18 protein-coding genes are annotated in these 19,385 nt (G+C 67.1%); 3 read left to right on the forward strand and 15 right to left on the reverse strand.

From position 1 onward, the window contains the following. Position 1 precedes the first annotated feature (1 nt). From PcP3B5_RS24090 to PcP3B5_RS24105, 4 genes are all read right to left on the reverse strand, one after another. A complete protein-coding gene (locus PcP3B5_RS24090) occupies positions 2 to 409 on the reverse strand; it encodes a DUF6491 family protein (protein WP_061562604.1) in 408 nt (135 codons plus the stop codon). 100 nt (positions 410 to 509) lie between these two features. Further along, positions 510 to 1,022: a copper chaperone PCu(A)C gene (locus PcP3B5_RS24095; protein WP_061562605.1), complete on the reverse strand. Its 513-nt coding sequence runs from the start codon at positions 1,020 to 1,022 to the stop codon at positions 510 to 512. A 117-nt stretch (positions 1,023 to 1,139) separates the two neighbouring features. Further along, positions 1,140 to 3,251: a TonB-dependent copper receptor gene (locus PcP3B5_RS24100; RefSeq protein ID WP_145923943.1), complete on the reverse strand. Its 2,112-nt coding sequence runs from the start codon at positions 3,249 to 3,251 to the stop codon at positions 1,140 to 1,142. Between the two features lie 115 nt (positions 3,252 to 3,366). Beyond that, the gene (locus PcP3B5_RS24105; RefSeq protein WP_061562607.1) at positions 3,367 to 3,714 is read right to left on the reverse strand and encodes a DUF2946 domain-containing protein; all 348 of its coding nucleotides are present in this window, start codon (positions 3,712 to 3,714) and stop codon (positions 3,367 to 3,369) included. A 467-nt stretch (positions 3,715 to 4,181) separates the two neighbouring features. Here PcP3B5_RS24105 and leuA point away from each other — a divergent pair, with 467 nt between their 5' ends. Beyond that, the gene (gene leuA / locus PcP3B5_RS24110; RefSeq protein ID WP_043314905.1) at positions 4,182 to 5,852 is read left to right on the forward strand and encodes a 2-isopropylmalate synthase; all 1,671 of its coding nucleotides are present in this window, start codon (positions 4,182 to 4,184) and stop codon (positions 5,850 to 5,852) included. Positions 5,853 to 6,545: 693 nt separating this feature from the next. Here leuA and PcP3B5_RS24115 read toward each other — a convergent pair. The 4 genes from PcP3B5_RS24115 to dapA form a co-directional block, all read right to left on the reverse strand. Next, complete coding sequence (locus PcP3B5_RS24115) at positions 6,546 to 6,830, reverse strand: type II toxin-antitoxin system RelE/ParE family toxin (protein WP_009616187.1); 285 nt, start codon at positions 6,828 to 6,830, stop codon at positions 6,546 to 6,548. Then, positions 6,820 to 7,059 carry a CopG family ribbon-helix-helix protein gene (locus tag PcP3B5_RS24120; protein ID WP_009616186.1) on the reverse strand — a complete coding sequence of 80 codons (240 nt, stop codon included), beginning with the start codon at positions 7,057 to 7,059 and terminating at the stop codon, positions 6,820 to 6,822. The genes PcP3B5_RS24115 and PcP3B5_RS24120 overlap by 11 nt, the downstream gene beginning before the upstream one ends. A 106-nt stretch (positions 7,060 to 7,165) precedes the next feature. Beyond that, positions 7,166 to 7,501 (reverse strand): DUF5629 family protein, encoded by a 336-nt coding sequence (locus tag PcP3B5_RS24125; protein ID WP_043315869.1) that lies wholly within the window; start codon positions 7,499 to 7,501, stop codon positions 7,166 to 7,168. 65 nt (positions 7,502 to 7,566) lie between these two features. Then, a complete protein-coding gene (dapA, locus tag PcP3B5_RS24130) occupies positions 7,567 to 8,433 on the reverse strand; it encodes a 4-hydroxy-tetrahydrodipicolinate synthase (RefSeq protein ID WP_061562608.1) in 867 nt (288 codons plus the stop codon). A gap of 342 nt (positions 8,434 to 8,775) precedes the next feature. On the opposite strand from dapA, the gene PcP3B5_RS24135 reads away from it, so the two are divergent. Further along, positions 8,776 to 9,729 (forward strand): aldo/keto reductase, encoded by a 954-nt coding sequence (locus PcP3B5_RS24135; RefSeq protein ID WP_061562609.1) that lies wholly within the window; start codon positions 8,776 to 8,778, stop codon positions 9,727 to 9,729. An 87-nt stretch (positions 9,730 to 9,816) separates the two neighbouring features. Continuing rightward, entirely contained in the window at positions 9,817 to 10,758 is a 942-nt protein-coding gene (locus tag PcP3B5_RS24140) for a sulfotransferase (RefSeq protein ID WP_082816412.1), read from the forward strand. Between the two features lie 613 nt (positions 10,759 to 11,371). Here PcP3B5_RS24140 and PcP3B5_RS24145 read toward each other — a convergent pair. The 7 genes from PcP3B5_RS24145 to hisS all read right to left on the reverse strand — a co-directional run bounded on the left by PcP3B5_RS24145 (position 11,372) and on the right by hisS (position 19,379). Then, complete coding sequence (locus PcP3B5_RS24145; protein WP_061561966.1) at positions 11,372 to 12,475, reverse strand: IS110 family RNA-guided transposase; 1,104 nt, start codon at positions 12,473 to 12,475, stop codon at positions 11,372 to 11,374. A 198-nt stretch (positions 12,476 to 12,673) separates the two neighbouring features. Continuing rightward, positions 12,674 to 13,468 carry an amidohydrolase gene (locus PcP3B5_RS24150; protein ID WP_061562611.1) on the reverse strand — a complete coding sequence of 265 codons (795 nt, stop codon included), beginning with the start codon at positions 13,466 to 13,468 and terminating at the stop codon, positions 12,674 to 12,676. Further along, entirely contained in the window at positions 13,456 to 14,604 is a 1,149-nt protein-coding gene (locus tag PcP3B5_RS24155; RefSeq protein ID WP_061562612.1) for a pyridoxal phosphate-dependent aminotransferase, read from the reverse strand. Before PcP3B5_RS24155 ends, PcP3B5_RS24150 begins: the two co-directional genes overlap by 13 nt. Before the next feature lie 96 nt (positions 14,605 to 14,700). Then, positions 14,701 to 16,188, reverse strand: a complete 1,488-nt coding sequence (gene der, locus PcP3B5_RS24160) for a ribosome biogenesis GTPase Der (RefSeq protein WP_009616178.1) — start codon at positions 16,186 to 16,188, stop codon at positions 14,701 to 14,703. A gap of 86 nt (positions 16,189 to 16,274) precedes the next feature. Continuing rightward, positions 16,275 to 17,417: an outer membrane protein assembly factor BamB gene (gene bamB / locus PcP3B5_RS24165; RefSeq protein WP_145923944.1), complete on the reverse strand. Its 1,143-nt coding sequence runs from the start codon at positions 17,415 to 17,417 to the stop codon at positions 16,275 to 16,277. Position 17,418: 1 nt separating this feature from the next. Beyond that, positions 17,419 to 18,063: a YfgM family protein gene (locus PcP3B5_RS24170; RefSeq protein ID WP_009616176.1), complete on the reverse strand. Its 645-nt coding sequence runs from the start codon at positions 18,061 to 18,063 to the stop codon at positions 17,419 to 17,421. 26 nt (positions 18,064 to 18,089) lie between these two features. Then, complete coding sequence (gene hisS, locus PcP3B5_RS24175) at positions 18,090 to 19,379, reverse strand: histidine--tRNA ligase (protein WP_043271459.1); 1,290 nt, start codon at positions 19,377 to 19,379, stop codon at positions 18,090 to 18,092. Between the last annotated feature and the right edge of the window lie 6 nt (positions 19,380 to 19,385).

A 19,385-nucleotide genomic window follows, 5' to 3' on the forward strand; every position in this document is an offset into this window, starting at 1 on the left:
TTCATTCCGCGCGGGTGGGAATGCGCTCCAGACGGTAGAGCTCGCCGATCAGGCAGGGCTCGGGGATGCCGCTCGAGTCATACGAGAGGATGCGGTCGAGCCTGGTCACCGCTCCCACCGTGCTGCCGATGCTCAGGCGGTTGCTGAACGACAGGTTGTCGCACGGCGAGGAGAAGGCCACCAGATAGCGCCGCCCGGGCGCGTGGCCGAGGACGATATGGCCTTTGTCGAGGTATTCCCAGCCCTGGGTTTCCCATACCGGGATCGATTTCACCGCCTCGCCCTGGCGGTAGCCGAGGCGTTCCAGGTGCTGGTCGAGGGGCAACGGGTCGTTGCGCAGCCCGGACTGGCTACAGGCGGCCAGCAGGACGGCAGCCGCCAGCATGGCGGCGCTGCGGACATTGCGCATGCTCACCTCCCGGCCACGATGGGTGGCCATGCCGAGCCGAAACCGGCCCGGCTCCATTTTCCCACCCTGGGGAAAGGCCGGCGCACGGCCGGCCGGACGGTCAGTTCATCTTCATCCCAGGCATGTCGTGACCCGACATATCGTGGCCGGACATGCCGTGCTCACCGGCCTCGGGCGCCTGTTTCTGCACCTGCACCTCGACCTTGAGGTCGCCGGCCTGCTGGAAGTGCAGCGTCAGCGGGAAGCGCTCGCCGTCGGCCAGCGGCTTCTTCAGGCCGAGCAGCATCAGGTGGTAATGGCCCGGGGCGAAGGTGACGGTGCCGCCGGCGGGGATGTCCACGCCGTCGACCTTCTGCATCTTCATCATGCCGTCCTTCATCTGGTGCTCGTGGACCTCGGCGCTGGCCGCGCGCTCGGTGTCGGCGCCGAGCAGGCGGTCGGCCGCCTTGCCGTGGTTGTGCACGACGAAATAGGCCGCGCCGTTCTCCGAGTTGGCCGGCAGCAGCAGCGACCAGGGGTGTTCGACGTCGAGGTCGCCGGCCTTGTATTCGTGGGCCAGCAGCGGGGTGGAGAAGGACAGCATGGCCGCCAGGGCCAGGAGGGTCTTGCGCATGTTGGAAACTCCTAACGATCTCATGGGCCGCCCGTCGAGCGGGCGGCTTCGCCGGGGGCTCGGTCAGCATAGCTGCTGGGCGCCCCCACTCATACCGGCGGCCGCGGCCGCCGGGGCTCAGAAGCTGAAGTCCACCTTGGTCCAGAGCGTGCGGCCCGGTTCGCGGATCGCCTGGGGGTCGTTCGCCGGGTAGCCGAAGCCGGCGTTGCCGGCGAGGTTGAGGTGCTCGGCGTAGTCCTTGTCGAACAGGTTGTCGACGCCGGTGCTGACCTTGAAGTGCTTGTTCACGCGGTAGGCGGCGTTGAGCGAGAAGACGCCGAAGCCGGCGCTCTCGTCGAAGTCCTTGCCGACCACGTTGCCCTGCCCCTCGGCCACCCGCCCCTGCTTCGCCACCAGGCGCCACAGGGCGCCGGCGCTCCAGTCGCCCTGCTCGTAGGTCAGGCCCAGGCGGGTTTCCAGCGGCGGCATCTGCGGCAGCGCGCGGTCGTCGCTGGTGTTCTTGCCCCAGGCGTAGGCCAGGGTCGCGTCGGTCTTCCAGTTCGGCGCCAGTTGGTAGGCCGCGCCCAGCTCGCCGCCCATGATGCGTGCGTCGACGTTGGTCGCCTGGGACGTTGCCCCCATCATGCCGCCGCTGGTGTAGGTGAACAGGATGTAGTCGCGGATCTCGCCGACGTAGCCCGAAGCCCAGGCCTTGAGCTTCTCGCCCTCGTACTGGGCGCCGAAGTCGAGCTGGGTGGTCTTCTCCGGCTTGATGGCGTCGAAGGCGTTGGCCGAACCGGCCGGCCCCATGTTCGGAGAAAACAGCTCCCAATAGTCGGGGAAGCGCTGCACGTGGCCAAGGCCGGCGTAGAGCGTGGTGGGCGAGTCGGCCAGGTCGTGCTCGTAGCGCAGGAAGCCGCTGGGCAGGGTGTCGGCGCGGGTATCGTCGGCCGTGGGGTTGGGCCGCGTCGTCATTCCCGAGCCGGTGGTCTGCCGGTAGTCCTTGGCCGAGGCGCGGTCCAGGCGTGCGCCGGCGATCACCCGGTCGCGCTCGGCGGCGTACCAGGTCAGCTCGGCGAAGGCGCCGTAGTTGTGGAAGGTCGCGTCCTTGTTCCACGGCACCTCGTCGTAGGCGCCGATGCCCATGGCGCTGCGCTGGCGGTGCTCGCTGCTCTGGGCGTCGACGCCGGAGATCAGTTTGAAGTCGTCCCAGCGCCAGGTGGCCGCCAGGCGCCCGCCGAGGGTGCGGCGGTCGACGTTGGAGGCCATGGGCCCGGCCATCATGCCGGTACCCGAGGGCGTGCGCAGGCTGTAGTTGTCCATCACGTGGTCGGCGTAGTTGTAGTAGACCTGCGCCTCCAACTTGTCGAGCACGCCGCCGAGGTTGGACTTCTCGAAGCGCAGGCCCAGGCTCTCGCGCTTGAACTGCGAGCCATCCATGCCGCGCCCGGCGTAGCGCGCCTCGCCGTCGCCCTTGCCGGCGGTCAGTTCGACCAGGGTGTCGGCGTCCGGCGTCCAGCCCAGGGTGACGTCGCCGTTCCACTTGTTCCAGCGCGAGGGCACGGTATTGCCGCCACCGTCCTCGTAGTCGTCGGACTGCGAGCGGTTGCCGGTGAAGCGCAGGTAGCCCTCGGGGCCGCCGGCGGCGGCGTCCAGCACGCGGTCGAAGCGGCCGTTGGAACCGGCCACCAGGCTGCCGTTTATCCGCGTACCCAGTTCGCCGAAACGCTCCGGATCGCGGTCGAAGCGGATGGTCCCGGCCGAGGCGCCGGGGCCCCAGATCACGGTTTCCGGGCCCTTGACCACGGTGAGCCGATCATAGGTCTCCGGCGATATATAGGAAGTGGGCGCGTCCATCCGCGCCGGGCAGGCGCCGAGCATCACGCCGCCGTTGGTGAGGATGTTCAGCCGCGAGCCGAACATGCCGCGCAGCACCGGGTCGCCGTTGCTGCCGCCGTTGCGGATGGCGGAGAAGCCGGGGATGGTCTTCAGGTAGTCGGCGCCGTCGCTGGCCGGGATCGGCTGGCGCGCCTGCTTCGGGTCGGTGACCACGGTCAGCGGCGAACTCTGCGCCACCGCGGTGATGACACTGGGTTGCAGTTCGATGGCGTGGTGGCCGGCGTGCGGGTCGTCGGCCTCGTCGGCGCGAACGGAAGGGCTCAGGCCGACGATGCCGCCGAGGGCGGTGAGTGCGCAAAGGGTGCGTAGGCGTGCCGGGCGAACGCGCCCGCGCAGGAAGAGTCTGGACATGCGAAATTCCATGATCGATGACGATGTTCTTCTGGCCAGGCACGGCGGACGCGCGCGGAGGGGAGGAAGGTTCCTCTGCGCGATGGCGCTTGCGCTGGCTACGGCGAAAGAAAGGTCAGGCGCTCATGGACGGTGGCGCGCGCGAACGGGCGCCGGGGAAGATCGGCGAAGGCGGGATGGATTGTTCGATGACGACCTGAGGCGCCGGGGCGGCCCCGGGCAGGTCGGCGGAGAGCGCCAGGCGCGGGGTTTCCAGCGCCGGGCTGTGGAGCAGCAGGCCGCAGTAGCCGCACTTCTCCATGAAGTGGTCGGCGGAGAAGCCCTGCTGCGTGGCATCGGGGCCGTGGTGGCCGCCGCGCATCTGTTCGGAGCAGGCCATGCCCTCCATGCCGGCCATGGCCGGCATGGGGTGGTCCATGGGCATGGACTGCGACAGCAGCGGGCCGAGGTGGATCATCAGCATGGCGAAGAGCGCCAGCCAGATGCCCGTGCCTTGTCCTGTGCCTCGCCGTCTGCGACCTGTCACTGGAAGTCCCCGAATCGATTGGCGGCGTTTTACCCTGCCGGGCCGATGGGTGCAATTCGCCGATGGCTCAATGCCGTGCGGCATGGAGACGCATCAGGGAGTAAAGCAGAAAAAGCGCTTCGCAATTCCTTGCGCAATAAAGCGAATACAGAAGCAGAAAATCTCGTTTATTTTTATAACCCGATGATGGCTACCAATTTTTCCACAATGCTTGCCATCCACCCCCAAAGCGCACTAGGGTGGTCGTCATGAAAACCGCACACACCCTCATCCTGCTTCGCCAACACGCCTGCCTGCGCCTGGTCAGCCCGCGACTGCGTGGCTGAATCCGTTTCCCGGCTTCACCTCTTCATCTTTCTACCGCGCAGGGCCGCCGCTGGCCCGGAAGAACAAGGATTCCGCCCATGACCATGCTCAAAGACCCGTCGAAGAAATACCGTCCCTTCACCCCGATCACCCTGCCCGACCGCACCTGGCCGGACAAGATCATCGACAAGGCGCCGATCTGGCTGAGCACCGACCTGCGCGACGGCAACCAGTCGCTGATCGAGCCGATGGACGCCGAGAAGAAGATGCGCTTCTTCAAGTGCCTGGTGCAGGTGGGCCTGAAGGAAATCGAAGTGGGCTTCCCGTCCGCCTCGCAGACCGACTTCGACTTCGTCCGCGAGCTGATCGAGGGCGGCCACATTCCCGATGACGTCACCATCCAGGTGCTGACCCAGGCCCGCGACGACCTCATCGAGCGTACCTTCGAATCCCTGAAGGGCGCCAAGCGCGCCATCGTGCACTACTACAACGCCTGCGCGCCGAGCTTCCGCAAGATCGTCTTCAACCAGGACAAGGAAGGCGTCAAGCAGATCGCCATCGCCGCCGGCAAGACCATCAAGCGCCTGGCCGCCGCCGCGCCGGAAACCCAGTGGGGCTTCGAGTACTCCCCCGAGGTGTTCAGCTCCACCGAGACCGACTTCGCCGTCGAGGTGTGCAACGCGGTGATCGACGTGTTCCAGCCGACCCCGGCCAACCGCCTGATCCTCAACCTGCCGGCCACCGTCGAGTGCGCCACGCCGAACAACTACGCCGACCAGATCGAGTGGTTCGGCCGCCACATCGACAAGCGCGACAGCGTGATCATCAGCCTGCACACCCACAACGACCGCGGCACCGGCGTGGCCGCCTCGGAGCTGGCGCTGATGGCCGGCGCCGACCGCGTGGAAGGCTGCCTGTTCGGCAACGGCGAGCGCACCGGCAACCTCTGCCTGGTGACCATGGCGCTGAACATGTACACCCAGGGCATCAACCCGGGGCTGGACTTCTCCGACATCGACGCCGTGCGCAAGGTGGTGGAAGAGTGCAACCAGATTCCGGTGCACCCGCGCCACCCCTACGTCGGCGACCTGGTCCACACCGCCTTCTCCGGCTCCCACCAGGACGCCATCCGCAAGGGCTTCGCCCAGCAGAAGGACGACGCCGTGTGGGAAGTGCCCTACCTGCCGATCGACCCGGCCGACATCGGCCGCAGCTACGAGGCGGTCATCCGCGTCAACAGCCAGTCGGGCAAGGGCGGCATCACCTTCCTGCTCGAACAGGAATACGGCATCAGCCTGCCGCGCCGCATGCAGATCGAGTTCAGCCAGGTGGTGCAGAACGAGACCGACCGTCTCGGCCTGGAAATGACCGCCGAGCAGATCTACAACCTGCTGCAGAGCGAGTACCTGCAAGCCGTCTCGCCGTTCGGCCTGAAGAACTACCGCCTGCAGGAAGAGAACGGCATCTGCGCCATCGACATCGACGTGACCCACAAGGGCGAGCAGCACCGCTGGCACGGCAAGGGCAAGGGCACCCTGGAAGCCCTGGTCGCCGCGCTGCCGGTGGAAGTCGAGATCATGGACTACAACGAGCACGCCATCGGCGCCGGCACCAACGCCCGCGCGGCAGCCTACATCGAGCTGCGCGTCGAAGGCGGCCGCTCGCTGCACGGCATCGGCATCGACGAGAACATCACCACCGCCAGCTTCCGCGCCCTGTTCAGCGCGCTGAACCGCGCCGTGACCCTGGGCCAGGCGAAAGCTGCCTGAACCCGCCGGTGATGTGAAAAAGGGGCCTTCGGGCCCCTTTCTCATCTTCTCGGTCAGGCGTCGATTCGTAGGATGGGTTGAGCTTGCGATAGCCATCGGACCCTGGTGATGGGTATCGCTTCGCTCAACCCATCCTACGGGGTGTGGTGTTTGCCGGAGGCGTAGGAGCGGACCTTGTCCGCGATGACCGGACGTCCCGGCGCGGATCGCGGATGAGATCCGCTCCTGCGCTGCCCCACCGCACCATTCCCCTGTAGGAGCGCGCCCTGCGCGCGATTCGCGGGCAGGGCCCGCTACAACCCGCCGGGAGGCATGGCGCTTTCCGTAGGATGGGTTGAGCTTGCGATACCCACCGGACCCTGGTGATGGGTATCGCTTCGCTCAACCCATCCTACGGGGTGTGGTGTTTGCCGGAGGCGTAGGAGCGGACCTTGTCCGCGATGACCGGACGTCCCGGCGCGGATCGCGGATGAGATCCGCTCCTGCGCTGCCCCACCCGCACCATTCCCCTGTAGGAGCGCGCCCTGCGCGCGATTCGCGGGCAGGGCCCGCTACAACCCGCCGGGAGGCATGGCGCTTTCCGTAGGATGGGTTGAGCTTGCGATACCCATCGGCATGGCTACGAAGAGCATTCTGCCTCAAGCGTTCTCCAGCGTTTTCGCTTGTAACTTTCTCCGCAGCACGCTTGCCGGGCTACCACCGCTCGGGAGGCAGGCGCCGGGTGTGGAAGATGCGCAGGATCTGCAGCTTCCCGTCACGAACGCGATAGGGGATCAGGTAAGGGTGGCCAGGCATGGGCCATTCGCGGGTGCCGGGTACGCGTCCCTCGCGCCCCATCGCGGGGTGGAGGGCCAGTTGTGCGATGTCGTCGAACACCGCAGCGACGAAGTCGCGTGCGGCGGCCGGATTGTGCTGGGCGAGATAGGCGGCTTCGTCGTCGAGGTTCTGCAGCGCTTTGCGCAGCCACTCAACCTGCATTGCGCGTCCACTTGTGCAGTACCGCTTCGACTTCCGCCTCGCTGGCGAAGTCACCGGCATCGGCCTCTACGATGGCCTGCTGGATTTCGCCGATCTGCCAGGCTTCCCGGGCGAGGTATTCGTCCAGTGCCTGGGCGGCGAGGAAGTTCTTGCTGCGGCCGGTCGCCTGGGCAAGCCTCGCGAGGGTATCGGACTGATCGTCCGACAGACGCAGGGACATCACGGGCATGGGGCACCTCGGTTGTAATATGTATCGCTACAACATACTACAACACACTACAGGCCACTCGAACTACCGATCGCCCGGAAGCGCCCACCGGCCAGCCAGGGGAATGCTATTCGTCGTCGCCGCTGGCGCTCACCGCGCCCAGGCAACGCAGGCGGTGCTCGCTGCCGTCGGATTGCAGCGTCCAGCTGTCGTCGCTGGCCTCGTACTGGGCTTCCATCACCTCGTTGTAGGTGAACTGCCAGCGCCGCTTGTCACGGCCGTCGACCACCTCCACGCGCAGCACCACGTCTTCGCTGGCGAAGGCCTGGCCGGCTTCGGCGGCGATCTCGGCGCGGTCCAGCAGGTCTTCGTCGAGGCTGAATTCCCAGGCGTGCAGGCCGTCCAGTTCGAGCATGTCGGTCAGTTCGAGCTGGTCCAGCAGGTAGAGGGTTTCGTCGGACATTTTTCGTATTCCCGGTGAGACAGGCCGCCATCATAGAGCAAAGCCCCGCCGGCGGCCCTCCCCGCCTAGTCGGCCAGCGCCGCCAGCACGCCGCGCAGACGCTCGACGGTGCCCGCCGAGCAAGGCTGCATGGGCTCGCGCAGCTCGTCGGCGATCAGCCCCTGCAAGGCCAGGGCGGCCTTCAGCGGCGCCGGGTTGGGCTCGGCGAAGGCGGCCTGCATCCACGGCAGCAGGCGCAGGAAGGTGCCCCGCGCGCCGGCCAGGTCGCCCGCCTCCGCCTGGCGCTGCATGCGCACGTAGAGGTCGGCGCGCACGTGGGCGGACGCGGAGATGGCCCCCGCGCCGCCCAGGCACAGGTTGGCGAAGATCTGCAGGTCCTCGCCGGCCAGCACTTCGACGTCGCCGTCGGCGATCAGCGCCAGGGTGGTCTCGAAGTCGCCACTGCAATCCTTGACCGCGGCGATGCGTGGGTGGCGGACTATGCGCCGCAGGGTCTCGCGCTCAATGCGCACGCCGGTGCGGTAGGGGATGTCGTAGAGCACCACGGGAACGCTGGCGGCGTCGGCCACGGTCTGGAAGAACGCCTCCAGGCCCTGCTGCGACGGGCGGATGTAGTAAGGCGCCGGCACCAGCAGACCGGCCACGGGGCGGCGCTGGATTTCCCGCTGGAAGGCCAGCAGCTCGCGCTGGTTGTTGCCGGCCAGGCCCATGATCACCTGCTGCGGCGGCACCCACTGCAGTACGGCGTCGAGCACCGCCAGTTGCTCCTCATGGCTGAGCGCGGCGGCCTCGCCGGTGGTGCCGCAGACCACGAAGCCGGCGACGCCGTCCTCCAGCAAGCTGCCCACCAGGCCGCGCAGGGCGGCGAAGTCGATTTCCCCGGCACGCAAGGGCGTGGCCAGGGCCACCCAGATCCCACGAAACGTAGACATGCGAAAACTCCTTGTGGCTGACCGTCTGGTCGCCGTCAGGGAGGGTGCGGGATGCAAGCGGGGGAAGATCGACCTGGCGCCTGGTTGTCCTGTCAGCCCATCTGACGGGACAGCGCGCCCCGGTCAAATGAGCGACTGTTTCTTCGATTTCTTGGCAACGGCGACGCACGCGCAGGCCGGGGCGAAAGAGCCCGGGAGCGGCAGCGAGTGGTCGGAGTTGGCGAACATGGGAAGTCCGTTGCGCGAATCAGGCACCGAATATGCTCAACGTCGGACTTGGCTGTCAACCTTCTCCTAGGGTCTATGCTGGTTCAACCACACCGCAGTATGGAGAAGTGACAGGTGAACTCTCGCGAACTGGGCCACTCCGGGCTGGCCATTCCGCCGCTGGTGTTCGGCGGCAACGTCTTCGGCTGGAGCGCCGACGAGGCGACTTCCTTCCGCCTGCTCGACGCCCTGCTGGACGCCGGGCTGAACTGCATCGACACCGCCGACGTTTACTCGCGCTGGGTGCCCGGGCACAAGGGCGGCGAGTCCGAGGCCATCATCGGCAAGTGGATGAAGCAGCGCGGCAACCGTAGCAAGATGATCATCGCCACCAAGGTCGGCATGGACATGGGCAACGGCCACAAGGGCCTTTCCGCCGCGTATATCGAACAGGCCGTGGAGCACTCGTTGCAGCGCCTGCAGACCGATTACATCGACCTCTACCAATCCCACTGCGACGACACCCACACTTCCCTGGAGGAAACCCTCGGCGCCTACGCCGAGCTGGTGAAGAAGGGCAAGGTGCGCGTCATCGGCGCCTCCAACTACGACGGCCGGCGCCTGCGCGAGGCCCGCGAGGTGGCCGAGCACCTGCACATGCCCAGCTACCAGAGCCTGCAGCCGAACTACAACCTCTACGACCGCGCCGACTACGAGACGCGCCTGGAACCGACGGTGCGCGAACTGGGCATCGGCGTCATCCCCTACTACGGCCTGGCCGGCGGCTTCCTCAGCGGCAAGTACCGCAGCGAAGCCGACCTGGACAAGAGCCCGGCGCGGGCGGACAAGGTCAAGGGCTACCTGAACGAGCGCGGCGTGACCATCCTCGTGGCCCTGGACGAAGTGGCCGAGGAATACGACGCTACCCCGGCCCAGGTGGCCCTGGCCTGGCTGATCGCCCGCCCCGGCATCACCGCTCCCATCGCCAGCGCCTCCAACCTCGAGCAGTTGCCGGACCTGGTCGCGGCGACGCGGCTGCAACTGAGCCAGGAGGATATCCACCGGCTGGATGCGGCGAGCGCCTATTGAGGCGCCCGCCGGGTGGCCGCGGAGACTTGCCGCGGCCTCCCATGGCCCCGTACTCTCTGCTGCGCATCTCCCCCGACAAGAAGAAAAATGGAGCAGAGAATGCTGTCCACGCCGCAACGCCTCTGGCAGGTTCTGAAGTCCAACCCGCAGCGCGAAGAATCGCTCCTGACGGAAACCGCCGACATCGCGGTGCCAGACGACCGCGGCCTGTTCGTCATCGGCGCGGCGCGCAGCGGCACCACCGTCTTCCAGAACGCGCTGAACAGCTCGCCGGAGATCTTCCTCCTCGGCGAACCGGCGTTGCAGGACGACCTGGGCACCCCGGACTTCGCCGCGCGCTACAACGCCATGCACAGGTCCTGGGGCAACCAGGAGAACAAGAGCAGCTTCTGCCCGCCGCTGTTCCAGCAAGACGCCCCCTGGCACCACTACCTGGCCCGGCTCGCCCGGCACCACCGCTACGTCGGCAGCAAGATCGTGGTCAATCCCCACGAAGCCGCGCGCACCTGCCAGCAGTTGTTCGAATTCCATTGCCGGTATTTCTACCGCTCGCACTACGTCTTCACCTTCCGCAACCCCATCGACGTGCTCATGTCGACCCGCGGCCTGGCCGAGCTGAACGGCGACGAGGCGGCCGGCTACGACACGGTACTCAAGAGCTTCCTGCAGGTAATGGCGCTGTACATCCGCTTCCTGCGCAACCTGCCCTCGGTCAGGGCGGTGTTCCACGAGGACCTCGGCGAGGCGGTGCTGCGCGACACCGGCGCATGGCTGGGCGTCGACCTGGGCGAGGCCGCCGGCTACTACGACAACGCCCGGGTCAGGCGCTACAGCCTGGATCAGGTGCCGGAGCACGCCCGCGCCCTGGCGGAAGAGGTCATCGCCGCCTACGAGGAACTGCGCGGGCAGGTCGCCGGCGGCATGCGCCTGGTGCAGCTGGAGCAGAATTCCAACCACATCGATCCGGCGCACTTCACGCCGCTGGGCAACCTGCATCGGCGTATCGAGGGGTTGCTGGCGGCGTCCTGACGGTCGAATCGCGGACGGAGTCCGCTCCTACAGGGGCGCGAGGCATGGCATTTCGCCTGTAGGAGCAACTGTCTTGCGGGCCGCACCAAGGCGCTCTTCGTAGGATGGGTTGAGCTTGCGAAACCCATGCGGTTGCGCTGATGGGTATCGCTTCGCTCAACACCATCCTACGAAAAGCCATGCTCGCTCATGCGCTAGGAGCGAGCTTGCTCGCGAATGGTGATTACCGGCGACAACCGTGTTGTGGGTTACGCCGCTCCTCTCCCGCAAGCGGGAGAGGGGGCTGTCCGGCATTGCAAGGTTCGGCATCAACCTGTAGGAGTGCGCCCTGCGCGCGATTCGCGGGCAGGGCCCGCTCCTATGTATGGACTCACCCCCACCGTCAACCCGCTTTTGAACATGAAAACCCGACTGCATCTATGTATTAGGCCTGTTCGAGGAAGCCACGTCGGGCTTCTGGCCAACATTGGGTAAGCCCGCGGAATGCCGATTACAAAGAGGCCTCGAAGGCCGGTAGGAGCGTAGGCATCGATCCGCGACGGTCTGACCAGGGGTCAATGTTCTTCAGCAAGGGTTGGAGCGACTTGGCGCCCCGTTGGCGGGAACTCGTTGATCAGTGGCTCATTTCCATCTCCCGGCAAGCATTCGGCTTGCGCTGGTAGGTTTGTTCGCTGCACAGCAGCACCCAGGCGATACGCAGGTTGCGGTTGGCCAGTCGCACTGCTGCGCCCTTGCGCCCCAGACGTTGTAGCCAGCGCTGCAGGCGCCGATCATCCGGGTGTTCGGAATCGGGCCGCAGTTGCTTCAACACCGCATGCGAGCCCACCACCATCAGGCTGCGCACATAGGCGTCGCCACGTTTGGTCATCTTGCCCAGCCTTACCTTCTGCCCGCTGCTGTGCTGGTCGGGCACGATGCCGAAGTAGGCAGCGAACTGACGCGCATTGGCGAAACGTTCCGGCTCGACCTGTTTGGCCAGCAAAGCCGTAGCCGTGATCGGACCGATACCACGTACCGTCATCAGCCGTTTCGCTGTCGGGTCGGCGGCGGCACAGGCTTCCAGACGCCCGGTCAGCGCGGCGATACGCTCGCCCAGCCGTTGCCATTCGTTCAGCATCTCGTCGATCAGCTCGCGCAGCAGCGCCGGCAACGGCTGGCTGGCGTCTTCCAGCACCCGGGTGACACCTTGCTTCAAGCCCACATCCCCCTGCGCCAGGGCGATGCCCTGCTCCAGCAGCAGCCCGCGGATCTGATTGCCCATGGCGGTGCGCCGCTGCACATAGCCCCGCCGGACACGGTGCCAGGCCTGCATCGCCAGCGCCGCGACGCTCTTCACCGGCACCGACGCGATACTGCTATCCCGGCCCGCCCGCAGAATGGCGTGGGCATCATTGCGATCATTCTTCGCTCCGCTCCGGTGCTCGGCCACCCGCTGGGCCGGCAGGATACGCACCGGGTTGCCCTGCGCCTGCAGCAGCCGGGCCCAGGCTTGTGCTCCAGGGCCGGTCTCCATCAGCACCGTCACGCCCTCCGGCAGCTTCTGCAGAAACACCTGAAACGCTTCACGCGACTTGATTCGCTGTTCGTACGCCAGTTGACCCAGGGCGTCTTCCCCCGCCACCTGGAAGACCTTTTTCGCCAGATCCACGGCGACTGTCGTGCACACCGATACATCGGTTGCAGACACCGGCTTATTCATCGTCGTATGCTTTTTCATGGACTCACCCTCACTGTCGGTGGCTTCTTAGACCGCCACCGTGGCGCCTCGACGCCTTGGTGAGGGTGAGTCCATCCAATTACAGGGAGGCACGGAGCAGGCCCAGCGATTGCGTCGACAGGGACGGCGTGCAGTCGAGCGGGGCGATGGGTATCGCTTCGCTCAACACCATCCTACGAAAAGCGTCTGCCTACAGCCTCAGGGCTCGATGACGAAGCGGTCGGCGTCGAGGTAGGCCGGGAAGCGTTCGCGGTAGGCGGCCAGCGCCTGGGCCGAGAGGCTGGCGTGGAACACACCGTCGCCGTTGGCCGCTTCCAGCAGCGCTTCGCCCTGGAAGTCCAGCACCTGGCTGTCGCCGGCATAGGCGTGGCCCTTGCCGTCCTCGCCCACGCGGTTCACCGCCGCCACGTAGCACAGGTTCTCGATGGCCCGCGCCGGCAGCAGGCGGTTCCAGTGCAGGCGCCGGGCGGCCGGCCAGTTGGCGGTGTAGAGCAGCAGGTCGGTGTCCTGGGCGTCGCGGCTCCAGGCCGGGAAGCGCAGGTCGTAGCAGACCAGCGGACGCACCCGCCAGCCCTTCCACTCCAGCAGCACCTGGCGCTCGCCCGGCGTGTAGTGCTTGTGCTCGCCGGCCATGCGGAACAGGTGGCGCTTGTCGTAGTGCAGGATCTCGCCGTCCGGGCGGGCCCAGAGCAGGCGGTTGCGGTGGCTGCCGTCGGCGGCGCGGACGATCACGCTGCCGGTCACCACGGCGTCCAGGCGCGCGGCCTGGTGGCGCAGCCAGGCGTAGGTCTCGCCCTCCTCCGCCTCGGCCAGGGCCTCGGAGTCCATGGAGAAGCCGGTGGTGAACATCTCCGGGAGGATGACGATGTCGGTGCCGCGGGCCTGTTCCAGCAGCGCGTCGAAGTGCGCGCGGTTGGCTGGCGCGTCGTGCCAGGCCAGGGTGGTCTGCACCAGGGCCAGGTTCAGGTCGGGCAGTTGGCTCAGATCGCGCATAGCTTGTCCGCCGCCTGGCGCAGCGTCTCCTCTTTCTTGGCGAAGCAGAAGCGCACCAGGCGCATGTCCGCCGGGGCCTGCTGGTAGAACACCGAGACCGGGATGGCGGCTACGCCGTGTTCGCGGGTCAGCCACTCGGCCATGGCGACGTCGTCCAGGTCCGGGCGGATCGCCGAGTAGTCGACCACCTGGAAGTAGGTGCCGGCGGCGCGCTGGAAGCTGAAGCGCGAACCGTTCAGCAGGTCGCAGAACAGGTCGCGCTTGGCCTGGTAGAAGCCCGGCAGCTCGCGCAGGTGCTCGGGGTGCGCGGCCATGAAGTCGGCCAGCGCCCACTGCAGCGGGGTGACGCCGCAGAAGTTCACGTACTGGTGGATCTTGCGCATTTCCGCCGACAAAGCCTGCGGCGCCACCACGTAGCCGGTCTTCCAGCCGGTGACGTGGTAGGTCTTGCCGAAGGAGCTGACCACGAAGGCCCGGGCATAGAGTTCATCGTGGGCCAGCACGCTGGCGTGCTGCACACCGTCGTAGATCAGGTGCTCGTAGACTTCGTCGCTGATGACGTAGATCTCGCGCTCGCGGATCAGCGCCGCCAGGCGGTCCAGGTCGGCGCGGTCGATCAGCGCGCCGCTGGGGTTGTGCGGGCTGTTGAGGAAGATCAGGCGGGTGCGCGGGGTGATGGCGTCGGCCAGGCGCTGCCAGTCGATGCGGAAGTCCGGCAGGTTCAGCGGCACGTGCACGCAGCGGCCGCCGGCCAGTTCCACCGAGGGTTCGTAGCTGTCGTAGCAGGGGTCGAGGACGATGGCCTCGTCGCCGGGGCGGATCAGCGCCTGCACGGCGCAGAAGATCGCCTCGGTGGCGCCGGGGGTGATGGTCACTTCGGCATCGGCGCTGACGTTGCGCCCGTAGAAGGCGGCGACCTTGGCCGCCACCTGCTCGCGCAGCGCCGGCAGGCCGGTCATCGGGCAGTACTGGTTGTGCCCGGCCATGACGTGGCGGGCCACCGCCTCGCGCAGGGCGGCGGGGCCGTCGAAGTCGGGGAAGCCCTGGGACAGGTTGAGCGCGCCACACTCGGCGGCGAGCTGCGACATGCGGGTGAAGATGGTGGTGCCGACGTTGGGCAGTTTGCTGGTGAGCATGGCGAAGGACTGCAGGCGAAGGGGGTTGCCTAGCTTAAAGCTGGAAGCTGGAAGCTGGAAGCGCCCTACTTCCGGCTTCCAGCTTCAGGCTTGCGGCTAGCGCTTCTTGTCTTTCTTTTTCTTTTCGGCCTTCTTGTGGTGCGACATCAGCCGGCGCTTCTTGTTGACCTGGCGCTCGGTGAGCTGGGTCTTCTTGCCTTCGAAGGGGTTCTCGCCGCCTTTGTACTCGATGCGGATCGGCGTGCCGACCAGCTTGAGCACGCGCCGGTAGGTCTTCTCCAGGTAGCGGGTGTAGGCCTTGGGCACCGCTTCGGTCTGGTTGCCGTGGACCACGATCAGCGGCGGGTTGGCGCCGCCCAGGTGGGCGTAGCGCAGCTTGATGCGGCGGCCGTTGACCATCGGCGGCTGGTGCGTCTGCACCGCGTCCTCGAGGATCTGCGTCAGCTTGCTGGTGGGCCAGCGGGTGACGGCGGAGCGGAACGACTCCTGCACCGACTTGTACAGGTGGCCCACGCCGGTGCCGTGCAGCGCCGAGATGAAGTGGATGTCGGCGAAGTCGACGAACAGCAGGCGGCGCTCCAGTTCGGTCTTGACGTAGTCGCGCTCGCCCGACTCCATGCCGTCCCACTTGTTCAGCGCGATGACCAGCGCGCGGCCGGTCTCCAGCACGAAGCCGAGCAGGTTGAGGTCGTGCTCGACCACGCCCTCGCGGGCGTCCATCACGAAGATCACCACGTTGGCGTCCTGGATGGCCTGGAGTGTCTTCACCACCGAGAACTTCTCCACCGCCTCGAAGATCTTGCCGCGGCGGCGCACGCCGGCGGTGTCGATCAGGGTGTACTTCTCTTCGTTGCGCTCGAACGGGATGTAGATGCTGTCGCGGGTGGTGCCGGCCTGGTCGTAGACGATCACCCGCTCCTCGCCGAGCATGCGGTTGACCAGGGTCGACTTGCCGACGTTGGGGCGGCCGATGATGGCGATCTTGATGCCATCCTTCTCGCTCGGGCCGGGGATGCGCTTGGCTTCCTCGCCCTCGGCGACTTCTTCCAGCTCGTCCGGCAGGTCGTTGTCTTCCGGCGCCTCGGGCTCGGGCTGGAACATCTCGCCCAGGGCCGTCTGCAGCATGTGGGTGATGCCGCGGCCGTGGGCGGCGGCGATGGTCAGGGCGTCGCCCAGGCCCAGCGGGCTGAATTCGGCGCGGGCGATGTCCGGATCGACGGTGTCGATCTTGTTGGCCACCAGGTAGCTGCGCTTGTTCCGCTTGCGCAGGTGCTCGGCGATCATCTCGTCGGCGGCGGTCAGGCCCGCGCGCGCGTCGACCATGAACAGCACCGCATCGGCTTCCTCGATCGCCTGCATCGACTGCTCGGCCATCTTGGCGTCGATGCCTTCCTCGTCACCGGTGATGCCGCCGGTATCGATGACGATGAATTTCTTGCCCTGCCACTTGGCCTCGCCGTACTGGCGATCGCGGGTCAGGCCGGCGTACTCGGCGACGATGGCGTCGCGAGTCTTGGTCAGGCGGTTGAACAGGGTGGACTTGCCGACGTTGGGGCGGCCCACCAGGGCGATTACGGGAACCATGCGGCTCTCCAGGAAATTTCAGGAATTCGTAAAAAACACGCCGGCCGCTGTCGTCATCCAACAGCGGCCGGCAGGTAGAACATAGCTTAGCGAATGGTGAAGGCGACCAGCTTTCCGCTGTTGCCGTACACGTACATCCACCGGTCGACCACCAGCGGGCGCACGCGCACGCCGTCGCCGTCGACCTTCTCGCGGCCGACGAAGCGGCCGTCCACCTGGCTCAGCAGGTGCACGTAGCCTTCCAGGTCGCCCACCACCACGTTGCTGGAAAACACCGCCGGGGCCGACAGCTGGCGGCGCGCCAGGGCGTCGTTGCTCCACAGCGAGGACGAGCTGCGGCCGTCCAGGGCCTCCACGGTGCCGCTGGCATCGCTGACGTAGACGCTGCCGATGCCTTCGGCGACGCCGGCGTAGCTGGAGGCCTCGCGCTGCCAGATCACCCGGCCGCTGGCTAGGTCGAGGGCGGCGGCGCGGCCCTGGTAGCTGGCTACGTAGATCACGTTGTCGACCAGGGTCAGGCCGCCGTCGATGTCCACCACGCGGTCCAGCTCGGAACGGCCCTGGGGCACGGCGACGCGGGTTTCCCAGATCGGCAGGCCACGCTGCACGTCCACCGCCACCACCTTGCCGCTGGCCAGGCCGGCGATGGCCATGCGCCCGGCGATGATGGGGGCGCCGGTGCCGCGCAGGGTCAGCACGGGCACTGTGTTCTCGTACACCCAGCGCTGGTTGCCGGTGCTGGCGTCGAGGGCGATCAGCTTGTCGTCCTGGGTCTGCACGATCACCACGTCGCCGTCGGTGGCCGGCGCCGCCAGCACTTCGCTGGGCACGCGGGTACGCCACTTCTGCTCACCGTTGGCGGCGTTCAGGGCGATGACGTCGCCCTTCAGGGTGCCGAGCAGCACCAGGCCGCCACCGACGCCGACACCGCCGGAGATCGGCAGGTCGAGGTCCTGTTTCCAGAGCACGTCGCCGTTCTCGCGCTGCATGGCCATGACGCGGCCTTCGGCGGAAGCGGCATAGATGCTGGAGCCGTCCACGGCCGGCTGCAGCAGTTCGTAGAGGTCGCCCTGGCCGTCACCGACCGAGCGGCTCCACTGCTTGTCCAGGCGCACCTCTTCCTTGAAGTCGGTGAGTTCCGCAGGCGGCAGTTCCTTCTTGCTGTTGCTGCTGCAACCGACCGCGAGCAGGGCCAGCGCCAGCAGCGCCGCATGTTTCCAGCGCAGCATCTCAGGCACCTCCCTTGGCGAGGTCGTCGAGTTTCACCTGCAGGGCGCCGGCAGCGGCTTCCTCCGGCAGGGCGGCCTTGGCCTTCTCGTAGGCGCTGCGGGCGTCGTCGGTGCGCTTGAGCTGCACCAGCAGGTCGCCCTTGAGTTCTTCGCGGCTGGAGACGTAGGCCTTGTCGGCGTCGCCTTCGAGCAGCTTCAGGCCGTCCTCGGCCTTGCCCTGGGCGGCCAGGACACGGGCCAGGCGCTGGCGGGCCAGTTCGCCGAGCGTGGCGTCAACCGGCTTGTCGACCACGGCCTTCAGCTCGCTGGCGGCATCGTCCAGTTTGCCGGCGTCCACCGCCACCTTGGCGACGAACAGGCGGCCGTACTGGGCGTAGTGGGTACCGCCGTACTCGCTGGTCAGCTTGTTGGCCAGCTCGGCGACGCGCGCGGTATCCGGCTGGCCGGAGGGCGTCAGCGAGGCTTCGACCAGTTGCTGGTAGAGGATGGAGGCGTTCTGCGCCTGGTTGGCCTGGTACTTCTTCCAGGCCTGCCAGCCGAACACCACCACCAGCGCCAGGGCGGCCCCGGTGAGCAGGGGCATGCCGTTGCGCTGCCACCAGTCCTTGAGATCCGCCAGTTGTTCTTCTTCGGTACGCGTGGTCACCCCAATACTCCTAATCCGCTCGATTCTCAGGCCCGCTGGATGCAGGCTGCCAGGTGCTCGGGCAGAGCCTCCCAGGCTATGTTCTGTTGCTCACCCTCGCCACGCAGGGGCTTGAAACCTACCACGCGCGCGGCCAGTTCGTCGTCACCCAGGATCAGGGCGAATTGGGCACCGCTCTTGTCGGCTTTCTTGAACTGGCTCTTGAAGCTGCCGGCGCCGGCATTGAGCAGCAGGCGGATGCCGGGGACGGCGTCGCGCAGCTTCTCGGCCAGGCTCAGGGCGGCCAGTTCGGCCGGCTCGCCGAAGGCGCAGACGTAGACGTCGGCCGGGCGCTTCAGCTCGGCGGGCACCACGCCCAGGGTCTCCAGCAGCAGCACCAGGCGTTCCACGCCCATGGCGAAGCCCACGCCCGGCGTCGGCTTGCCGCCGAACTGGCCGACCAGGCCGTCGTAGCGGCCCCCGCCGCAGACGGTGCCCTGGGCGCCGAGCTTGTCGGTGACCCATTCGAAGGCGGTGCGGCAGTAGTAGTCCAGGCCGCGCACCAGCTTCTGGTTGATCTCGTAGCGCAGGCCGACCGCGTCCAGGCGGGCCTTCAGGCCCTCGAAGTGGGCGATCGACTCTTCGTCCAGGTAGTCGTGCAGGGTCGGCGCGCCGACCAGCAGCGCCTGGGTGCTTTCCACCTTGCTGTCGAGGATGCGCAGCGGGTTGGTGGTCATGCGCCGCTGGCTGTCTTCGTCGAGCTGCTCGAAGCGTTCCTGCAGGTAGGCCACCAGCGCTTCGCGGTAGCGCGCGCGGGCCTCGCTGGAGCCCAGGGTGTTGAGCTGCAGAGTCACGGCGTCGGCCATGCCCAGCTTCTGCCACAGGCGCCAGGTGAGGATGATCAGCTCGGCGTCGATGTCCGGCCCCGGCAGGTTGAAGACTTCCACGCCGATCTGGTGGAACTGGCGGTAGCGGCCCTTCTGCGGCTTCTCGTAGCGGAACATGGGCCCGGTGTACCAGAGTTTCTGCACCTGGCCGCCGCCGGTCAGGCCGTGTTCGAGCATGGCCCGCACGGTGCCCGCGGTGCCTTCGGGGCGCAGCGTCAGCGACTCTTCGTTGCGGTCAAGGAAGGTGTACATCTCCTTGTCGACCACGTCGGTGCCTTCGCCGATGCCGCGGGCGAAGAGTTCGGTGAACTCCATGATCGGCAGGCGGATTTCGCTGTAGCCGTATTCTTCCAGCAGGCCGGCGAAGGTGTTTTCCAGGTAGCGCCATACCGGGGTCTGGTCCGGCAGGATGTCGTTCATGCCACGAATGGCTTGCAGGGACTTGCTCACATGTTG

Source organism: Pseudomonas citronellolis (genome assembly GCF_001586155.1).
In the GTDB taxonomy this organism is placed as follows: Bacteria; Pseudomonadota; Gammaproteobacteria; order Pseudomonadales; family Pseudomonadaceae; genus Pseudomonas; species Pseudomonas citronellolis.

Bases quoted from the DNA above. Each gene is read 5' to 3' on its own strand.
- PcP3B5_RS24120 (WP_009616186.1), bottom strand. From the start codon at position 7,059: ATGCCCGTGATGTCCCTGCGTCTGTCGGACGATCAGTCCGATACCCTC.
- bamB (WP_145923944.1), bottom strand. From the start codon at position 17,417: ATGCTGCGCTGGAAACATGCGGCGCTGCTGGCGCTGGCCCTGCTCGCG.
- PcP3B5_RS24115 (WP_009616187.1), bottom strand. From the start codon at position 6,830: ATGCAGGTTGAGTGGCTGCGCAAAGCGCTGCAGAACCTCGACGACGAA.
- PcP3B5_RS24105 (WP_061562607.1), bottom strand. From the start codon at position 3,714: ATGCTGATGATCCACCTCGGCCCGCTGCTGTCGCAGTCCATGCCCATG.
- PcP3B5_RS24140 (WP_082816412.1), top strand. From the start codon at position 9,817: ATGGAGCAGAGAATGCTGTCCACGCCGCAACGCCTCTGGCAGGTTCTG.
- PcP3B5_RS24150 (WP_061562611.1), bottom strand. From the start codon at position 13,468: ATGCGCGATCTGAGCCAACTGCCCGACCTGAACCTGGCCCTGGTGCAG.
- PcP3B5_RS24090 (WP_061562604.1), bottom strand. From the start codon at position 409: ATGCGCAATGTCCGCAGCGCCGCCATGCTGGCGGCTGCCGTCCTGCTG.
- dapA (WP_061562608.1), bottom strand. From the start codon at position 8,433: ATGTCTACGTTTCGTGGGATCTGGGTGGCCCTGGCCACGCCCTTGCGT.
- der (WP_009616178.1), bottom strand. From the start codon at position 16,188: ATGGTTCCCGTAATCGCCCTGGTGGGCCGCCCCAACGTCGGCAAGTCC.
- PcP3B5_RS24145 (WP_061561966.1), bottom strand. From the start codon at position 12,475: ATGAAAAAGCATACGACGATGAATAAGCCGGTGTCTGCAACCGATGTA.
- PcP3B5_RS24100 (WP_145923943.1), bottom strand. From the start codon at position 3,251: ATGTCCAGACTCTTCCTGCGCGGGCGCGTTCGCCCGGCACGCCTACGC.
- leuA (WP_043314905.1), top strand. From the start codon at position 4,182: ATGACCATGCTCAAAGACCCGTCGAAGAAATACCGTCCCTTCACCCCG.
- PcP3B5_RS24125 (WP_043315869.1), bottom strand. From the start codon at position 7,501: ATGTCCGACGAAACCCTCTACCTGCTGGACCAGCTCGAACTGACCGAC.
- PcP3B5_RS24095 (WP_061562605.1), bottom strand. From the start codon at position 1,022: ATGCGCAAGACCCTCCTGGCCCTGGCGGCCATGCTGTCCTTCTCCACC.
- PcP3B5_RS24155 (WP_061562612.1), bottom strand. From the start codon at position 14,604: ATGCTCACCAGCAAACTGCCCAACGTCGGCACCACCATCTTCACCCGC.